16 protein-coding genes are annotated in these 17429 nt (G+C 63.9%); 9 read left to right on the top strand and 7 right to left on the bottom strand.

All coding sequences use genetic code 11. From position 1 onward, the window contains the following. Positions 1-34 precede the first annotated feature (34 nt). The 5 genes from ACIPHM_RS18355 (at position 35) to ACIPHM_RS18335 (ending at position 3828) form a co-directional block, all read left to right on the top strand. Positions 35-682 (top strand): ABC transporter permease, encoded by a 648-nt coding sequence (locus tag ACIPHM_RS18355; RefSeq protein WP_400331166.1) that lies wholly within the window; start codon positions 35-37, stop codon positions 680-682. Beyond that, on the top strand, positions 679-1878 hold the full coding sequence (locus tag ACIPHM_RS18350; RefSeq protein WP_400331163.1) for a betaine/proline/choline family ABC transporter ATP-binding protein: 1200 nt from the start codon (positions 679-681) through the stop codon (positions 1876-1878). The genes ACIPHM_RS18355 and ACIPHM_RS18350 overlap by 4 nt, the downstream gene beginning before the upstream one ends. Before the next feature lie 249 nt (positions 1879-2127). Next, entirely contained in the window at positions 2128-3366 is a 1239-nt protein-coding gene (locus ACIPHM_RS18345) for a mechanosensitive ion channel family protein (RefSeq protein WP_400331160.1), read from the top strand. Positions 3367-3498: 132 nt separating this feature from the next. Beyond that, positions 3499-3645, top strand: coding sequence for a hypothetical protein (locus ACIPHM_RS18340; protein WP_400331158.1), 147 nt, complete (start codon positions 3499-3501; stop codon positions 3643-3645). A gap of 27 nt (positions 3646-3672) precedes the next feature. Next, positions 3673-3828: a type II toxin-antitoxin system PemK/MazF family toxin gene (locus ACIPHM_RS18335; protein WP_400331155.1), complete on the top strand. Its 156-nt coding sequence runs from the start codon at positions 3673-3675 to the stop codon at positions 3826-3828. A 246-nt stretch (positions 3829-4074) separates the two neighbouring features. On the opposite strand, the gene ACIPHM_RS18330 is transcribed toward ACIPHM_RS18335, so the two are convergent. Together ACIPHM_RS18330 and ACIPHM_RS18325 are read right to left on the bottom strand one after the other, a co-directional pair. After that, positions 4075-5199: an alkene reductase gene (locus ACIPHM_RS18330; protein ID WP_400331152.1), complete on the bottom strand. Its 1125-nt coding sequence runs from the start codon at positions 5197-5199 to the stop codon at positions 4075-4077. A 208-nt stretch (positions 5200-5407) separates the two neighbouring features. Continuing rightward, the gene (locus ACIPHM_RS18325) at positions 5408-6694 is read right to left on the bottom strand and encodes an MFS transporter (RefSeq protein ID WP_400331150.1); all 1287 of its coding nucleotides are present in this window, start codon (positions 6692-6694) and stop codon (positions 5408-5410) included. 221 nt (positions 6695-6915) lie between these two features. On the opposite strand from ACIPHM_RS18325, the gene ACIPHM_RS18320 reads away from it, so the two are divergent. Beyond that, a complete protein-coding gene (locus ACIPHM_RS18320) occupies positions 6916-7533 on the top strand; it encodes a TetR/AcrR family transcriptional regulator (RefSeq protein WP_400331147.1) in 618 nt (205 codons plus the stop codon). A gap of 52 nt (positions 7534-7585) precedes the next feature. Here the strand turns inward: ACIPHM_RS18320 and ACIPHM_RS18315 are convergent, their stop codons facing one another. Continuing rightward, complete coding sequence (locus ACIPHM_RS18315; protein ID WP_400331145.1) at positions 7586-9217, bottom strand: methyl-accepting chemotaxis protein; 1632 nt, start codon at positions 9215-9217, stop codon at positions 7586-7588. Between the two features lie 219 nt (positions 9218-9436). After that, positions 9437-10027 (bottom strand): helix-turn-helix domain-containing protein, encoded by a 591-nt coding sequence (locus ACIPHM_RS18310; protein WP_400331142.1) that lies wholly within the window; start codon positions 10025-10027, stop codon positions 9437-9439. Between the two features lie 124 nt (positions 10028-10151). Here ACIPHM_RS18310 and kbl point away from each other — a divergent pair, with 124 nt between their 5' ends. Next, positions 10152-11369, top strand: coding sequence for a glycine C-acetyltransferase (gene kbl, locus ACIPHM_RS18305; protein WP_400331139.1), 1218 nt, complete (start codon positions 10152-10154; stop codon positions 11367-11369). Between the two features lie 2 nt (positions 11370-11371). Next, a complete protein-coding gene (locus ACIPHM_RS18300; protein WP_400331136.1) occupies positions 11372-12349 on the top strand; it encodes an NAD-dependent epimerase/dehydratase family protein in 978 nt (325 codons plus the stop codon). 126 nt (positions 12350-12475) lie between these two features. Here the strand turns inward: ACIPHM_RS18300 and ACIPHM_RS18295 are convergent, their stop codons facing one another. Further along, positions 12476-12619: a hypothetical protein gene (locus ACIPHM_RS18295; protein WP_400331133.1), complete on the bottom strand. Its 144-nt coding sequence runs from the start codon at positions 12617-12619 to the stop codon at positions 12476-12478. A gap of 455 nt (positions 12620-13074) precedes the next feature. Between ACIPHM_RS18295 and ACIPHM_RS18290 the strand changes: the two genes are divergently transcribed. Beyond that, on the top strand, positions 13075-13971 hold the full coding sequence (locus ACIPHM_RS18290; protein WP_400331130.1) for a hypothetical protein: 897 nt from the start codon (positions 13075-13077) through the stop codon (positions 13969-13971). 89 nt (positions 13972-14060) lie between these two features. Here the strand turns inward: ACIPHM_RS18290 and ACIPHM_RS18285 are convergent, their stop codons facing one another. Both ACIPHM_RS18285 and ACIPHM_RS18280 read right to left on the bottom strand, forming a co-directional pair. After that, entirely contained in the window at positions 14061-15377 is a 1317-nt protein-coding gene (locus ACIPHM_RS18285; RefSeq protein ID WP_400331127.1) for an AAA-associated domain-containing protein, read from the bottom strand. Between the two features lie 10 nt (positions 15378-15387). After that, positions 15388-17127: an ABC transporter permease gene (locus ACIPHM_RS18280; RefSeq protein WP_400331124.1), complete on the bottom strand. Its 1740-nt coding sequence runs from the start codon at positions 17125-17127 to the stop codon at positions 15388-15390. Positions 17128-17429: the final 302 nt, after the last annotated feature.

Genomic DNA, 17429 nt, shown 5'->3' with positions numbered 1-17429 from the left:
CATTGCTCCTGATGGTTACTGACTGAGGAGTCCCATGATTGAATTTCTGACGCATAACTGGCACCGCATTCTGGTCCTCACGGGACAGCATGCGTGGCTGGTGGCCGCTTCGGTCGGGGCGGCCATTGTGGTCGGCGTGCCGCTGGGCGTGCTGGTCACGCGTTTTCGCTGGCTCTCGGGCGCGGTGCTTGGCCTGGCCACCGTCGTGCTCACGATCCCGTCGATTGCACTGTTCGGCCTGATGATCCCGGCCCTGTCCGTCTACGGCATAGGCATCGGGCCTGCGCCGGCGGTTGCCGCCGTCTTCCTGTACTCGTTGCTGCCAATCATGCGCAACACGAGTCTCGCATTGCGACAGATCGACCCGAGCATTCGCGAAGCGGGCATCGGCATCGGTATGACGTTCTGGCAGCGCCTGCGCCTGGTGGAATTGCCGCTGGCCGTGCCGGTGGTGCTGGGCGGCGTGCGCACGGCCGTTGTGATGAATATTGGCGTGATGGCCATTGGTGCCATCGTCGGGGCCGGCGGTCTCGGGGTGTTGATTACCCAGGGGATCAGCCAGAGCGATACCCGGCAGCTTGTCGTGGGTGCGGTCATGGTGAGTCTGCTCGCCATCGTTGCCGACACCCTGTTGCACCGCCTTCAGCGCGTGCTGACACCGAAAGGAATCCGAACCGTATGATCAAACTCGACAATCTCACCAAAAGCTTCGTCCAGAAGGACGGCACGCGCGTGACCGCAGTGAACTCGGTCAGCCTCGAGGTGCCGCCGGGCGAAATCTGCGTCTTCCTCGGCCCGTCGGGGTGCGGCAAGACGACCACGCTCAAGATGATCAACCGTCTGATCAAGCCGACGTCCGGGCACATTCTGCTCAACGGCGAAGACACCGGCAAGATCAACGAAATCGAATTGCGCCGCCACATCGGCTATGTGATCCAGCAGATCGGTCTGTTCCCGAACATGACCATCGAGGAGAACATTACCGTGGTGCCGCGTCTGCTCGGCTGGGACAGGAAGCGCTGCCGCGAGCGCGCGACCGAACTCATGGGCATGGTGGCGCTCGATCCGAAGCGCTATCTGTCGCGTTACCCGCGCGAGCTCTCGGGGGGGCAGCAGCAGCGTATCGGCGTGATCCGTGCGCTGGCCGCCGATCCGCCCGTGTTGCTGATGGACGAGCCGTTCGGCGCCGTCGATCCGATCAACCGCGAGTCGATCCAGAACGAATTCCTGCAAATGCAGCGTCAGTTGGGCAAGACCGTCATCATGGTCAGCCACGATATCGACGAGGCGATCAAACTGGCGGATCGCATCGCGATCTTCCGTCAGGGCAGTCTGGTGCAGTACGCGCAGCCGGATGCCTTGCTGGCGCGCCCCGTCGACGAATTCGTGGCGAGCTTCGTGGGACATGACCGAATTCTGAAGCGTCTGCTGCTGGTGCGCGCCGAGGACGCCGCGACGCCGCAGCCGACCGTCAAGCCGCAGACCACGCTGGCCGAGGCGTACGGCATGATGGACGAACTCGACACGCGCTCGCTGGTGGTCGTCGACGAGAATGCCCGCGCGCTGGGGTACATTGCGCGGCGCGATACGCGTCACGCGCAGGGCACGTGCGGCGAGCGGGTGCGCGACTTCAAGGCATCGGCCGGTGCGAGCGACAACCTGCGCGTGCTGCTCTCGCGCATGTACGAGCACAACCTGGCGTCGCTGCCGGTGCTGGGCGACGACAATCAGTATCTCGGCGAGGTAACGCAGGACTCCATCGCGGACTATCTGAGTTCGGGCAAGTCGCGCGGCAATGGCGGTGGTACGATCATTGCCCCGTCGTTGCCGGGCGCGCCGAGCGTGGTGGCGAGTGTGCCGTTCGGGGCGTCGGTATAAGCGGTGTAGCTCGTTCGATGTACTGATGCGTTTCAGGGGCGTGAGCGCCTATGGATGCGCATGAAAGTGCATGAGTTCGCATGAATTCCGGAAGACGGCGGTGAACGACGTCCGTCTGGCGAATCCAAGGATGACGGCCCGAGGTGGCCGTCATTTTTGCGTTTGTCTATCCTCGGTCTGTCCTGAGTCTGCCCGGCGGGGCGGCCAGAGTAATCAAGCAGAGCAATCGGTAAGTCAAGGAGTTGCGGGATGACGTGGGATGCGGTGATAGCGTGGTTCGACAATGCGGCCTGGGCGCGGATGGCGGTCGGGCTGGCGATACTGATCGTGACGGCACTGCTGGTGCAGGCGGTGGCGCAATTCGTCATCGTGCGCGTGGTGCGCATCGTTGTGCAGCGCACGGCGAATCGCTGGGACGATGCGTTGCTCGCGCATCGCGTGTTTCACCGTGCGGCACGCATACTGCCGTATCTCGTGATCCAGTTCGGCATCGCGCTGGTGCCGGACTTGCCGCCCAAAGCGGTGATGGTCATCAGCAACGTGGCGCTGGCCACGACACTGCTCTACGCCACGCTGGCCATCGCTGGCGTTCTGGACGCCGCCCAAACCGTCTACGCCATGTCGGAGCACGCACGCACGCGTTCTATCAAGGGATACGTTCAGCTCGGCAAGATCGCGCTTTACGTGGTGGCGGCGATTGCGATCGTGGCCACGGTCATCGACCGTTCGCCATGGCTGCTGCTCTCCGGGCTGGGGGCGATGTCGGCGGTGCTGTTGCTGGTGTTCAAGGACACGATCATGTCGTTCGTGGCGAGCGTGCAACTGACGTCGAACGACATGCTGCGCGTGGGTGACTGGATCGAGATGCCGCAGGTCGGAGCCGATGGCGACGTAGTGGATATCGCGTTGCATACGGTCAAGGTGCAGAACTGGGACAAGACGATCACGACGATTCCGACGTGGCGACTGATTTCCGAGAGCTTCCGTAACTGGCGCGGTATGCAGCAATCGGGCGGGCGTCGCATCAAGCGCACGTTGTGCATCGATGCGGGGAGCGTCGGGTTTCTGGACGACGCCGAGATGGCGCGTCTGTCGAAGCTGCATTTGCTTGGCGACTATCTGTCCGAGAAGCAGCGCTCGTTGGCTGACGCGAATGCAGCGTTGGGGAGCGCGGCGGGGGTGCCGGCGAACACGCGGCGTCTGACGAACATCGGCACCTTCCGCGCGTATGCGCTTGCGTATCTGAAGGCGCATCCGAACATTCACGAAGGCATGACATGCATGGTGCGCTCGCTCCAGCCGTCGGCAACGGGCATTCCGGTCGAGGTGTATTGCTTCACGAACACGATCGTGTGGGCGGAATACGAACGCGTGCAGGGCGATGTGTTCGATCACCTGCTGGCTATCCTGCCGGAGTTCGACCTGCGCATGTACCAGAACCCGGCGGGCGCCGATCTGATGCGCTGGCAGGGGCAGCGCGCGGCCTAAGCAAGTTGTCGGTGTTTCGCTTCAGGAATATTCCGGAATACTTTCGCCTCTGTTTACTTTGACGAGTCGCGCTGCGACGATAACCCTCAATCCACGCGAGAGGGAGCAGGGGGTATCAAATCGGAGAGCAGGATGTACGAAAGAGAAGAGGCGCGCGCGGCGACGGATGCCGTCGGTGGAACTTCGGTTCTGGACCTGTGCGACATGGACACCGAAAAGGACACGCTTCAGTTGTGGAGCTTCGCCAACGCGGCTGACGAAGAGGCGTGGACGTGGTGAAGCGAGGAGAGGTCTGGGTCACATCCCTTGACCCCTACTGTCGGGCGCGAGATCAGAAAGACGCGGACTTGCGTCGTGGTGTCGCCTTCGGTGATGCATAAACACATGCAGACGGTGATCGTTGCACCGCTGACCTCTTCGTTGCAAGCCTCTCGCTATCGCATCCCCACAACGTTTGCCTGACGGCCGGGCACAGCGAACCTGGATCATCTCAGATCGATTGACCGGCTGAGACTGGTGCGGCGTTCGGGCACGTTGGACCGCGTGTCGTTGAGCGAGACGATGGCGCGGCTTCGCGAAACTTTCTCTGATGAACTCGGCAGCGAGGGCGACTGACCACGCAAAAGCGAAAGGGCTCCCGAAGGCGCCCTTTTCGTGACTGCTTAGTTGCCAATCGATCTATCTATCCATCGGCAACGTCAATCGTCGTTACGCTGCCGACTCGTCCAGCACCGGATAGTCGACGTAGCCGCGGGCGTCGCCGCCGTACAGCGTGTCGCGATCCAGCGCGTTGAACGGGCCGCCGCGCTTGAGACGCTCCACCAGATCGGGGTTGGCGATGAACGGCTTGCCGAACGCGATCAGATCGGCCAGGTTTTCCTTACGGGCCTTGAGCGCGAGCGCCAGGTCGTAACCGTTGTTGGCCATGAACGTGCCGTCGAAGTGGCGACGCAGCTTTTGCAGATCGAAGCCGTTTTCCACTTCACGCGGGCCGCCCGTCGCGCCTTCGACCACATGCAGATACACGAGGCCGAAACGGTTGAGCTGCTCGACGGCGTAGGTGAACACCGGCTCGGGATTGCTGTCGCCACAGTCGTTCGCCGGGCTGATCGGCGAGAGACGAATGCCCACGCGCTCGGCGCCCCATACGTCGACGACCGCTTGCGTGACTTCCAGCGTCAGACGCACACGGTTTTCGATGCTGCCGCCGTACTGATCGGTGCGATGGTTCGTCTTGTCGCGCATGAACTGGTCGAGCAGATAGCCGTTCGCCGCATGGATTTCCACGCCGTCGAAACCGGCACGCTTCGCGCACTGCGCGGCATGACGATACTGCTCGACGATGCCCGGGATTTCGGACGTTTCCAGTGCGCGCGGCACCGGATGCGGCTCGAATCCATGTTCGGTGAAGGCCTGACCGGCCGGCTGAATCGCCGACGGCGCCACCGGCAATGCGCCGCCGGGTTGCAGCGACGGATGCGAGATGCGGCCTACGTGCCACAACTGGCAGAAGATCTTGCCGCCCTTGGCGTGCAGGGTGTCAGTCACCTGCTTCCAGCCGGCGATCTGCTCTTCGGTGTAGATGCCCGGCGTGTAGGCGTAACCCTTGCCCTGCTGCGAGATGTTGGTGGCTTCACTGATGATGAGCCCGGCCGATGCCCGTTGCGCGTAGTATTCGGCGACCAGCGGGCCAGGAACGTCGCCCGCGCTGGCGCGGCTGCGCGTGAGCGGTGCCATCACGATGCGGTTGCTCAGTTCGAGCGGGCCGAGCTGGTACGACGAGAAAAGGTCGGTATCCAGCGCGGCGAGTTGGGAGCGTTGCGAGTCCGTCATTGCTGAAGGTCCTGTGGAAGTGGGGGGGATGCTGTGCTGCACAAAACTCGCACAGATTACGGCAATTTTCGTGGCCGTGCCGACGACCCCAATGTCATGACTGCCACACCGGCGTCGCAGCGGAATTCGCCGGTTTCCCTCTCCGAAATTCGGAAAACACGGCGCGTTGTTCGCCGCCGTGAAGGCCGGCGGCCATGGGTCGTACCGCTCAGGCGCCAGCCGCTACCGGACGCTTCGGTGCATGCGGCGCGATGCGCAGCACCAGGATCGCGCCGAGAATGCACACGCCACCCGAGAGCATTGACGCCATCGTGTAGTTGCCCAGCGTGGCACGCAGCGAACCGGCCACGAGCGCCGCCGTCGCGGCACCGAGCTGGTGGCCGGCCACGATCCAGCCGAACACGATCGGGGCCATCGTCTTGCCGAACACATCGGTCGTCAGACGCACCGTCGGCGGCACCGTCGCGATCCAGTCCAGACCGTAGAACAGCGCGAAGAGCGGAATGCCGAAGAAGTCGAAACCGAAGGCGTACGGCAGATAAATGAGCGACAGACCGCGCAGGCCGTAATACCAGAACAGCAGCACGCGACTGTTGTAGCGATCCGAGAGCCAGCCGGACGCCGTGGTGCCCACGAGATCGAGGATGCCCATCGCGGCCAGAATGCCCGCCCCCTTCACCTCGGAGATGCCGTAATCGCCGCACATCGCGATGAAGTGGGTGCCGATGTAGCCGTTGGTGCTCGCGCCGCAAATGAAAAAACTGAAAAACAGCAGCCAGAAGTCGCGCTTGCCGGCCGCCATGCGCAACGCCGAGAGTGCCGTCGTGAGCGGGTTGCCTTGGGCGAGTTGGACGTCGGGTGCGTCTTCCGGTGCGCCGACCGGGCGCAGGCCGACCGAACCCGGGCGCTCCGGCACGAGCACCGCCACCAGGGGCAAGACCAGCGCGGCGACCGCCGCCACGATCAGCACCACGGGGCGCCAGCCGTAGCTCTCGGTAATCGCGGCCATGATCGGCAGGAACACCATCTGACCGGTGGCCGAACTGGCGGTGAGAATCCCCATCGCCAGACCGCGATGCGTGTGGAACCAGCGGTTCGACACGGTGGCCGCCAGGGTCACGGCCGCCACGCCGGTACCGCCGCCAACCATCACGCCCCAGATCAGCACCATCTGCCAGGGAGCCGTCATCAGCGAGGAGAGTGCTGTGCCCGAAGCGAGCAACAGCAAGGCCACCATGACCGTCGGACGAATGCCGAAACGCTGCATTGCCGCCGCCGCAAACGGGCCGGTCAGGCCGTAAAGCGCCAGATTGACGGAAATCGCCAGCGAGACCGTGGCACGGCTCCAGCCGAAGTCGTGCTCGAGCGGCACCATCATGACGCTGGGCGTCGCGCGAATGCCCGCCGAGGCGAGCAGAACCAGGAAAATAACGCCGACGACGATCCACCCATAGTGGAAGCGCCCGTCGATGCGCCGTGCAAGTGCTGCCCTCATGGCGGAAATCCTTGCTGAGATTCGGTTGTGTATGCCGAACCGGGAACGTTTGCGAGACCCGGGCTGTCTACGTTGATCGTTAGGGTTGTGACAGCTCGGTAACATCAGGTTGCCATGTTATGAACCGATCGGTAACATGTCAAGTATTCCATTGCGATGGCAGGGCTTTAGCGTTCGTCGCGCCGGGCCATCGCAAGCCACAGATCAGGGAGCGTCAGAGCATGGCCAAATCGACCGCAGGACGGCACATCACGCCTGCGCCCATCGCACAGCAGCATTTGCTCGACGCGGCTGTCGCGTTGTTTCATGCCGAAGGGGTGCGCGCCGTGGGTGTGGACGCCGTCGTCAAGCGCGCCGGTGTGAACAAGATGAGTCTGTATCGTCAGTTCGCGTCGAAGGACGAGTTGATTCTGGCGTACCTCGACCATATGCAGACGGCGAGTCTCGCGCGTATCGACGAGAGCATTGCGAAACACCCCGGCGAACCGCGTGCGCAGTTGCTGCAAATCTTTGTGGATCTGTCCGAGCGGGCGAGCAAGCCCGGCTATCGCGGGTGCCCGTTCGTGAATGTGGCGGCCGAATTCCCCGATCCGGCGCACGCTGCGCGTCTGTCGGTGGTGGGCTATAAGGCAGAGGTGGTGCGACGCTTCACGACGCTTGTCACGGCTGCCGGTTTGCGGGAACCGGCGCCGCTGGTCGACGCGCTATCGCTGATTCTCGAAGGCGCCTACGCCGCGAGCCAGACCTTCGGGCCCGGCTCGCCCCCGTTGCGTATTTTGCCGACGGTCGCCCGTCAGATCATCGATGCGGCCATGGCAGGGGCGTTGGGCGAGGCCTGACGGCTTTGCGCCTTCAGGCCGCGCAGTCTCTGCGCGGCAATGAAGCGATAAATTACGCGGCAAGCCGCTGAAGGGCGACGGCTGCTGTACTGTGCGCCGGCGCATGATCCGCCGCCGCACCATTCATACGGAAAGCCGCCACCGCCTGATCGAGCGAGTGCGCCTGATCTTGCATCGAGGCGGCCGCGGCGGCGGCCTGCTCCACGAGCGCGGCGTTCTGCTGCGTGACTTCATCCATTTGCGTCACGGCGCGTCCCACCTGCTCGATGCCGTTGCTTTGCTCGGCAGACGCCGCCGAAATCTCGCCCATGATGTCGGTGACACGTCGCACCGCCTGCACGACATCGTGCATCGTCTGACCGGCCTGGGCGACGAGCACCGAGCCGTCCTGCACCCGGCCGTTCGACGATTCGATCAGTTCCTTGATTTCCTTGGCTGCGGCGGCACTGCGCTGGGCAAGCGTGCGCACTTCACCGGCGACGACGGCAAAACCGCGACCTTGCTCGCCGGCCCGCGCGGCTTCCACCGCAGCGTTGAGCGCGAGAATGTTCGTCTGGAAGGCGATGCCGTCGATCACGCTGATGATATCGACCACCTTGCCCGAGCTCTGCGAGATGCGCTCCATGGTGTCGACCACTTGATCCACCACTTGTCCGCCGCGCACGGCGATGGCCGACGCATTCTCCGCCAGTTGGCTCGCCTGACGCGCATTGTCTGCGTTCTGACGCACGGTCGACGTGAGCTGCTCCATGGACGACGCCGTTTCCTCCAGCGCCGCCGCCTGCTGCTCGGTGCGCGCCGACAGATCGGTGTTGCCTTCGGCGATTTCACGTGCGGCGAGCGTGATGGCGCGGGTGCCACTGCGAATGCGTCCGATCATTTGCTGGAGATTGCCTTGCATGCGCTGCATCGCGAAGAGCAGGCTGGCGCCGTCGCCCTCGCGCAGACGCACCTGCGTGAGCAGATCGCCGTCGGCGATGCGCGTGGCGATATCGGTGGCGTACTCGGGCTCGCCGCCCAGACTTTGCTGAACGTTACGGATGATGAGCAGCATGACGCCCGACACCGCGAGGCCGACCACGGCGAGCATCGCGCCCCAGCGCAACAGGGCGCCGATGAAGGCCGCGTTGATATCGTCGACGTAGACGCCGGTCGTCAGATACCAGTCCCAGGGCGAATAGGCGCCCACGCGGCTGATTTTCTCGACGGGTTTGTCCGAGCCCGGCTTCGGCCAGAGATAGGTGACGAACGGATCGTTGGTGCGCGCGGCGGCGACGATGTCCGAAAACATGAGCTTGCCCGACGGATCGCGGAACTGACTCATGTCGCGGCCTTCGAGCTTCGGATTGACCGAGTTCAGCACGATCACGCGCTGCGAGTTCAAGATACCGAAATAGTTTTCGCCGTCGTAGCGGATCGCACCGATCTGCTCGCGTGCGAGTTTCTGGGCGTCGGCCAGACTGATTTCGCCGCGCTCGGCCCGGGTGGCGTAGTGCTTGACCAGACTCAGACCGGAGTCGACGACGTGCGTGAGCCCCGCCCGGCGCTCGGCCAGCATGGTGTCGCGCTGGGCCCATGCGCCCCAGAGGGCCATGGCCAGCAGGCTGACCCACATCAGCGCGACGGCCGACCATAACTTCGCTTTCAAACTCAATTGCTGCATCACTTCGTCATCCCCACTCATTGCGCGCCGGTGTCGTTTGCGGCGGCCGCGCGTGACGTGTTGGCACGTCCGAGCGGTCCGGTTGTCGATTTAGTGTCAGTGCCCCTGATGAAGACACGGACCGAACGTGTGCTAACGGCAGTCTGGGAGAGGACTTGAGCGACGCATGACGCCGCGCGCACCGCCGCCGGCAGGGCGGGCGGTGCGGGGGAGGTAGGGGTAGGGAGCGGGAGGCTCCAATTACCCGTGAATCACCACCATCAGGCCACGCGCGACCGACTTGCCGACGTTGCGGATGGCGTGGGCCCGGTCGGCCGGATAGCGGGCCGTCTCGCCCGGTTTGGCGCGGCGGGCGAAGTGTTCGACCTCGATGTCCACCTGACCGTCGAACACGGTGAAGTGCTCGCGCGTGCCCGGATCGTGCGGCTCGGAGACGAGCGCCGCACCCGGTTGCAGCGTCAGTTCATACCACTCGAACTTCCCGGCCAGCTCCATCGGCCCGAGGATCTTCAACTGGTAAGCATGCTCGGCCCCGGCCAGTGTCGGCGTTTCGTGCTTGCCGAAGATGCGCACCGGCTCCGGATCGCCCGCCGGGGCCCCCAGCAACTGATCGAGCCGCACACCCAACGCGGTGGCCAGCCGCCAGGCCACGGCGATGGTCGGGTTGGCCTTGTCGCGCTCGATCTGCGAGAGCATCGACTTCGACACGCCGGACGCGCGCGAGAGCGTCTCCAGCGTCATGCCGCGCTCTTTGCGCAACTGCTGAATCATGTCGCCGACGGGCGGCGGGGCGATCGGGGACACCGCGGACGCAGCGGGAGTACTTGCCATATGAATTCCGGGATATTAGAATTTTCCAATATATTGAAACTAGTTCAATATAAAGTATAGTTTCCGATAAGCTGTATGTGAGGATGGCTGCATGGTAGCAGAGCACCTAAAGGAGATGCGCACGATGACCGCACAAACCCCGGAGGCTCGCGAGGGCTTCTACCGCCAACTGACCGAACGACTCGAAGACACGCGCCGCCAGGGCCTTTTCAAGCAGGAACGCGTGCTCATGTCGCGGCAGGGGCCGGAGGTCATGTGCGACGACGGCCGCACGCGCATCAATCTCTGCGCCAACAACTATCTGGGGCTCTCCGGCAGCGAATCGCTCGTCAAGGCGGGGCAGAAGGCGCTGGAAGACTACGGTTTCGGCCTGTCGTCGGTGCGCTTCATCTGTGGCACCCAGGGCCCGCATAAGGAACTCGAAGCCCGCATCGCGGCCTTCCTCGGCACGGAAGACGCCATCCTGTACGCCGCCGCGTTCGACGCCAATGGTGGCGTGTTCGAGCCGCTGTTCGACGAGCAGGACGCCATCATCTCCGACGCCCTGAACCACGCCTCGATCATCGACGGCGTGCGTCTTTGTAAAGCGCAACGCCTGCGCTACGCCCACAACGACATGGCCGACCTCGAACGCCAGTTGCAGGCGGCCGCTGGCGCGCGTCATCGCATCGTCGTCACCGACGGTGTGTTTTCGATGGACGGCACGATTGCGCAACTCGACCGTATCGTGGCGCTGGCCGAGCAATACGGCGCCCTCATCATGATCGACGAGTGTCACGCGAGCGGCTTCATGGGACCGACCGGGCGCGGCACGCACGAGCATCACGGCGTGCTCGGCAAGATCGACATCATCACTGGCACGCTGGGCAAGGCGCTCGGCGGCGCGATGGGCGGCTTCACGGCGGGCCGCAAGGAAGTCATCGAGACGCTGCGCCAGCGCTCGCGTCCGTATCTCTTCTCCAACAGCCTTGCACCGGCCATCGTCGGCACGTCGCTTGCCGTGTTCGACGAACTCGAACACTCGTCGGCGCGACGCGAGCAATTGCACGAGAACACCGCATTTTTCCGTCAGGAAGTGGCGGCGCTGGGCTTCACGATCAAGCCGGGCACCCATCCGATCGTCCCGGTGATGCTTTTCGACGCCATGCTCGCCCAGCGTTTCGCGCAGCGGCTCTATGAGCTGGGCGTGATCGCGACCGGCTTCTTCTACCCGGTGGTGCCGCAAGGCGAGGCGCGCGTGCGCGTGCAACTCTCCGCGGCACATACCCGCGACCATCTCACCCGCGCGCTGGCGGCGTTTGCCCAGGCCGGTAACGAACTCGGCATTCTCAAGCAAGGTTGACCATGGAACGTATCCTCATCATTGGCGCCAACGGGCAGATCGGCAGCGAACTCGTCGAAGCGCTGGCAGCGCAATACGGCCATGAGAACGTGATTGCGACGGATATCGCGCCGGGACCGTCGCGTCATCCGGTGCATTACGAGACGCTCGACGTGCTCGACGCGGCGCGTCTGGCCGCGCTGGTCGAGCGTTTCGGCATCACGCAGATCTTCCATCTGGCGGCGCTGCTCTCGGCGACGGGCGAGACCCGTCCGCTGCAAGCCTGGACGCTGAACATGAACGGTCTGCTCAACGTGCTGGAGTTGGCACGCGAGCATCAAGGCAAAGGAAAAGGCCTGCGCGTGTTCTGGCCGTCGTCGATTGCCGCCTTCGGTCCGCATACGCCGGCCGTCGAGACGCCGCAACTCGCGATCATGGACCCGACCACGATGTACGGCATCAGCAAGCAGGCCGGCGAGCGCCTGTGCGAGTACTACTTCACGAAGTTCGGGGTGGACGTGCGCAGCCTGCGCTATCCGGGCGTCATCAGCTGCAAGACGCCTCCCGGTGGCGGCACGACCGATTACGCTATCGAGATCTTTCAGGCAGCGCGTCGCGGCGAGACCTACACCTGTTTCCTGAAGGAAGACGCCACGCTGCCGATGATCCATATGCCGGATGCCGTGCGCGCCACGCTCGAACTGATGAATGCGGACGCCTCGCGACTGCGCGTGCGCTCGTCGTATAACGTGGCCGGCGTGAGCTTCGATCCGGCGACGCTGGCCGCAGCGATTGCGCACCGGGTGCCCGGCTTCAAGGTGACATACGCGCCGGACTTCCGTCAGGCAATCGCCGAGACGTGGCCGCACACGCTTGACGATACGCATGCGCGTTACGACTGGGGCTGGAAGCCGGCCTTCGGTCTGGACGCCATGGTCGACGACATGCTCGCCAACGTGCCGCTCGACTGGCACGCTCCCGCACTGGGAAACGCCGCCTGAAGGGCCGATCGAAGCAAGGGCGCAAGGTGAGACGGCCGCGGACGTCGTGAAGGCAATCCGAGCAAGGCGCGTGCGATGCGAGTCGTACGCGCCTTGTGCCATTTGGCACCGGGGTGGGCGTCCGGCTTACTTCGGGTGATGTATCGCGTAGTAAGCGAGTGCGGCGATGACCGCACAGGTGACGGCGAGGGCGCGACGGCGCCAGCGGTGGGCGGGGGTGAAGTTGATGGCGCGTTCGCGGCCTTCTTCTTTCGAATGGTAGTAGCTCATGTTGCACCTTCTCGGATCTGATGCACGGTCTTCGCCGCGGAAAGAACCCGCTTGTGCCTTTGCTGGCGCGCCCCCCGGCGCTCGACAAGCAGGTTCCCGATCGATTATGCGACCGCACAAAAACGACGGCTAATCGGTATCTATACCGATAGGTGTGGCCTTTTTGACACGGTCTGCCAACGCTCGGATCGTTTCGACGATGGCCTCGAACGGGCTCTCAAAGGGTGCCTCGCACCCCGTCGTCCCCGTGCTGGCCGCTCGCCGGGGCCTGTCGCCCGGCATTGCTCATCGAGGTGCTTCGACACGCGTGAATCTCGATTGACGAAGCGTGTCGAGATTCCACATTTCTCCGCTTGCGCGTCGCCGAACGCGCTGAAACAATGCCTGAAAACGGTGGCCACGCCGATGGCCGCTGCCATGTCGTCGTTGAGATCACGCCTGGGGAGGGTCGTGCCATGACGTCGAACACGCGCCGCACCATCGCTTGCGGCCAGCGCGGAGCCGCCATCAGGCGCACCGCATGCATTGCTGCCGCCGTCTCGCTCGTCGCGGGATTCTCCGCAGCCAATGTCCATGCGCAGGAAGCCATGCTGCGCGCCAACAATCAGGTCTGGCTCGACGTCGGTGCCCAGCAGTTGCACTACTGGGAGAACATCGCGTCCGGCAAGAGCGACGCCGAACGAGGCACGACCGCGGCGTTTTCGCTGAGCGCGTCGACCCAGCGGCAGTTGTTCGGCGTCTCCAATCTGTACTTCAGCGGTTCCGTGCGCGTGGCGCATGGCAACGTGAATTACGGCGGCTATCTCCAGGACGTCACGGGCGGCGTGATTCAGCCGGACTACCAGATGACGACGCGCTCCACCACCACGGACGTCACGCTTAAGGCCGGTAAGGCCATCCCGTTCCATCTGGGCACGTGGAATGCGCAGGTGATTCCGTACGTGAGCTACAGCTACCGGGACTGGATTCGCGATAGCAGCCGCGATCCGTACGGTTTCTACGAGCGCTATCGCCACCACGTGATCGGCGGTGGTCTGATGGGGCAGATGGAGTTGACGTCGAGGCTCGTGGCAACGGCGGATGTTCGTGCAGGCGCTATGGTTGGCGCGTCGATGACGCTGGCGGGTTCGCAGAACACGTTCGGTCTCGGCAACAAGCCAGTCGTCGTGGCGGGCTTCGGGCTCGACTACGCGGTGGCGCGCAACTTCCACGTGAACGCCACTTACGAGTGGTCGCGCTTCCAGTACGGCCGCTCCGGCGTCACGCAGGTCGGCCCCGGTGTCAGCGCGTATGAACCCGATTCGAAGACGATCAATCAGACGTGGATGATCGGCGCGGGTTACGCGTTCTGACTTGCGTCATCGCGCAAAAACGACAACGCCGCACGGCCGAATGGCTCGCGCGGCGTTGAATTCCCCGGCTGACGCGGGATGGATGACGCTCAGGTCGCGCCTTCCACGTCCTCGAGACTGAACGTCTCCGTGTGGTCGTTGTACGAGAAGATTTCGGCGTAACGTCCCCAGTTGATCGCGGTCTCGAGCGTTTCCTGCGCCAGATCGTCCGACATTGAGTCTTCCAGCTCCTGCTCGAAACGCACGCGCGGCGCGCGTTGTCCACGACGCTCCTGAAGCACCGCACGAATCTTGGCGGCGAGCGGCACGTGACGCAGCAGATGCTCGGCGAACAGCACCTTGCGCTCCTGCGTGCTCACGTCCACGAAGCGCTTGCCTGCGGCGGTGAGCAGAATGTCGCCCTCCTTGAGTTCCGCGAAGCCCAACTGGTCGAGAATTTCGGCTACCGGGAAGAGGTCGTCGACCTCCAGCAGCAGCGTTTGCGCGATGTCCGGCAAGTCGGCGCGTCCGTTGTACGGCGGCACCGCCAGCGCTTCGAGCAGACCGGCCATCAGGTTGGTCGACACTTCGTGCAGCGGGCTGGAGAGCTCCAGCGGCATCTTCTGCGTAGTGTGCGCGTTTCGGCGCGAGGTCATCAGCGCGTAAATGTCGTCCACCATCTTGCGGAACGCCGGGTCGAGACGGTTGCGACGGTGCGCGAACGGCACCTTGATCTCGGCGACCACGCGGCCCGGATTCGACGACAGCACCAGAATCCGGTCGCACATGAACACGGCTTCTTCGATGTTGTGCGTGACGATCAGGATCGACTTGATCGGCAACTGGCGCTGGCTCCACAGATCGAGCAGGTCGGTACGCAGGGTCTCGGCCGTGAGCACGTCGAGCGCGGAGAACGGCTCGTCCATGAGCAGCAGCGTGGGATTGACCACGAGCGCACGGGCGAAGCCCACGCGCTGACGCATGCCGCCCGAGAGCTCGCGCGGGTAAGCGTTCTCGAAGCCGTCCAGACCGATCAGGTCGATGGCCGCGAGCGCGCGGCGGCGGCGCTCCTTGGGCTCCACGCCGAGCGCTTCGAGCCCGGCTTCCACGTTCTGCATCACGGTCAGCCACGGGAACAGCGCGAAGGTCTGGAACACCATCGCCACGCCTTCGGGCGGGCCTTCGAGCGGCTCGCCAAGGTAGCGGATGTCACCCGAGCTGGGCTGGATCAGACCGGCGATGATGCGCAGCAGCGTCGACTTGCCCGAGCCGGAGCGGCCCAGCAGCCCGACGATCTCGCCTTCGTGCAGTTGCAGGTTCACGCCATCGAGCACCTGACGCTCGTCGCTGCCCTTGCGGAAACCGCGGCTGACGTTGGCAAGCGAGAAGATCTCTTTTCCGGCGATCGTTTGGGTATCGTTCGGCATCACGGTCCCTTCAATTCAGACGAAGCTTGTTTTCAGCAATGGCGTACATCGGGCGCCACAGCAAACGGTTGAACAGTACGACGAACAGCGCCATGACCGCGATGCCGAGCAGAATGCGCGGGTAATCGCCGGCGGCGGTCGTCTGCGCAATGTAGGCGCCCAGGCCGTGAGCGGCGACCTTGTCGTCGCCCCATTGCACGTATTCCGAGACGATCGAGGCGTTCCATGCGCCGCCCGACGCCGTGATCGCCCCCGTCACGTAATAGGGGAAGATGCCCGGCAGCATGACCTGACGCCACCATTGCCAGCCGCGAATGCGGAAGTTGGTCGCGGCTTCCTTGAAGTCGTTCGGGAAGGCGGTGGCGCCGGCGATCACGTTAAACAGGATGTACCACTGCGTGCCCAGCACAATCAGCGGCGAGAGCCAGATATCCGCGTTCAGACGGAAGTGCACGATCATCACCACGAAGATCGGGAACAGCAGGTTCGCCGGGAACGCCGCGAGGAACTGGGCGAGCGGCTGAATACGTTCGGCAAGTTTCGGACGCAACCCGATCAGCACGCCCAGCGGCACCCAGATGACCGACGCAATGGCGATGAGCACGATCACGCGAACCAGCGTGATCAGGCCGAGGCCGAACACGCGCAGGATCTCGGGTCCGCCCACTTCGGCCAGTACGAACGTGCAGATCTTCCAGGCGGCGGACACGCCCAGCACCACGAGCAGCGCGGCCCACAGCCAGTCGATCACCCGCGAGAGCGGGGACTTCGACTCGGAGTGGATCGCCGCGGGCAGCGAGATCGGCATGCGCATGAGGGCAATCGTGCGCAGCAGCTTGCCCAGCGGACGCAGCAGAAGCTGAATGGCGCGGGTGCGCTGGATCACGTTGAGCACCCACGATTCGGGCGCAGCCTGCGAGACGGTGTCTTCCAGACGGAATTTGTCCGACCACGCGACCATCGGCCGGAACAGGAACTGGTCGTAAATGACGATGACGACGACCATCGCCAGAATCACCCAGCCCACGGCGCCCAGATCGCGCTGGAGGATGGCGGTGGCGAGGTAAGCCCCGATGCCCGGCAGCGTGACGGTCTTGTCCCCCACGGTGATCGCCTCGGAGGCCACCACGAAGAACCAGCCGCCCGACATGCTCATCATCATGTTCCAGATGAGGCCCGGCATCGAGTAGGGCACGTCGAGCTTCCAGAAGCGCTGCCACGGCGAGAGGCGCAGATTGACCGCGACCTCGGCCAGATCGCGCGGCTGGGTGCGCATCGACTGGTAGAACGAAAACGTCATGTTCCACGCCTGGCTCGTGAAGATCGCGAAGATGGCGGCGCACTCGGCGCCCAGCACGCGTCCCGGGAACAGGGCGAGGAAGAAGGTGACGGTAAACGAGATATAGCCAAGCACCGGCACCGACTGGAGGATGTCGAGCATCGGCACGAGCAGCTTCTCGGCCCGACGGCTCTTGGCCGCGAGCGTGCCGTAGACCAGCGTGAAGATCAGCGAGGCGACCATCGCCGCGAGCATGCGCAGCGTGGTGCGCAGGGCATATTCGGGCAGGTTCGCCGGGTCGAGCGAGATGACTTCAGTGTGCAGATCGGCCAACGGGGCCCAGGTCTGACGAATGCCCGAGGAGCTGACCATCAGGAAACCGATGATGATCGGAAACGCAATGAAATCCCAGCGATTGGGCAGCAGGCGTCGCGCAGTGGCGGGGATGAACGGACGGGCAACGCGCGTCATCAAGACCTCGTTTGGATGAGGGTTCGGACGGATAACAGGGCTGAAGTGTCGGCATGCGGCACGGCAGCGACGGTGCGCGTGTGCATGGACGGCAGCGGATGCTACCAGATTGACCTGCAAAATGATGTTAAAGCGCGTGTCATAGATTGGCAAACCGGAGCGTTCGATAAGCGAGTGTGGTTTTTCTGCTGCACTGCGGCAGTGCGTCGTTTTATTGGGCGATACAAAGGTGAGGCCATGTCCGCGCCTGCATGAAGAGACAACGCGATCGTGCCTCGTGCGGATGACAAATCGACGGTCGG

The organism is Pandoraea sp. NPDC087047 (genome assembly GCF_044745225.1).
Classification (GTDB): domain Bacteria; phylum Pseudomonadota; class Gammaproteobacteria; order Burkholderiales; family Burkholderiaceae; genus Pandoraea.
Note: the sequence above shows the minus strand (reverse complement) of the source record. Positions and strands in the feature narration are given on the sequence as shown.

Bases quoted from the DNA above. Each gene is read 5' to 3' on its own strand.
- ACIPHM_RS18355 (WP_400331166.1), top strand. From the start codon at position 35: ATGATTGAATTTCTGACGCATAACTGGCACCGCATTCTGGTCCTCACG.
- ACIPHM_RS18350 (WP_400331163.1), top strand. From the start codon at position 679: ATGATCAAACTCGACAATCTCACCAAAAGCTTCGTCCAGAAGGACGGC.
- ACIPHM_RS18345 (WP_400331160.1), top strand. From the start codon at position 2,128: ATGACGTGGGATGCGGTGATAGCGTGGTTCGACAATGCGGCCTGGGCG.
- ACIPHM_RS18340 (WP_400331158.1), top strand. From the start codon at position 3,499: ATGTACGAAAGAGAAGAGGCGCGCGCGGCGACGGATGCCGTCGGTGGA.
- ACIPHM_RS18330 (WP_400331152.1), bottom strand. From the start codon at position 5,199: ATGACGGACTCGCAACGCTCCCAACTCGCCGCGCTGGATACCGACCTT.
- ACIPHM_RS18325 (WP_400331150.1), bottom strand. From the start codon at position 6,694: ATGAGGGCAGCACTTGCACGGCGCATCGACGGGCGCTTCCACTATGGG.
- ACIPHM_RS18320 (WP_400331147.1), top strand. From the start codon at position 6,916: ATGGCCAAATCGACCGCAGGACGGCACATCACGCCTGCGCCCATCGCA.
- ACIPHM_RS18315 (WP_400331145.1), bottom strand. From the start codon at position 9,217: ATGAGTGGGGATGACGAAGTGATGCAGCAATTGAGTTTGAAAGCGAAG.
- ACIPHM_RS18310 (WP_400331142.1), bottom strand. From the start codon at position 10,027: ATGGCAAGTACTCCCGCTGCGTCCGCGGTGTCCCCGATCGCCCCGCCG.
- kbl (WP_400331139.1), top strand. From the start codon at position 10,152: ATGACCGCACAAACCCCGGAGGCTCGCGAGGGCTTCTACCGCCAACTG.
- ACIPHM_RS18300 (WP_400331136.1), top strand. From the start codon at position 11,372: ATGGAACGTATCCTCATCATTGGCGCCAACGGGCAGATCGGCAGCGAA.
- ACIPHM_RS18295 (WP_400331133.1), bottom strand. From the start codon at position 12,619: ATGAGCTACTACCATTCGAAAGAAGAAGGCCGCGAACGCGCCATCAAC.
- ACIPHM_RS18290 (WP_400331130.1), top strand. From the start codon at position 13,075: ATGACGTCGAACACGCGCCGCACCATCGCTTGCGGCCAGCGCGGAGCC.
- ACIPHM_RS18285 (WP_400331127.1), bottom strand. From the start codon at position 15,377: ATGCCGAACGATACCCAAACGATCGCCGGAAAAGAGATCTTCTCGCTT.
- ACIPHM_RS18280 (WP_400331124.1), bottom strand. From the start codon at position 17,127: ATGACGCGCGTTGCCCGTCCGTTCATCCCCGCCACTGCGCGACGCCTG.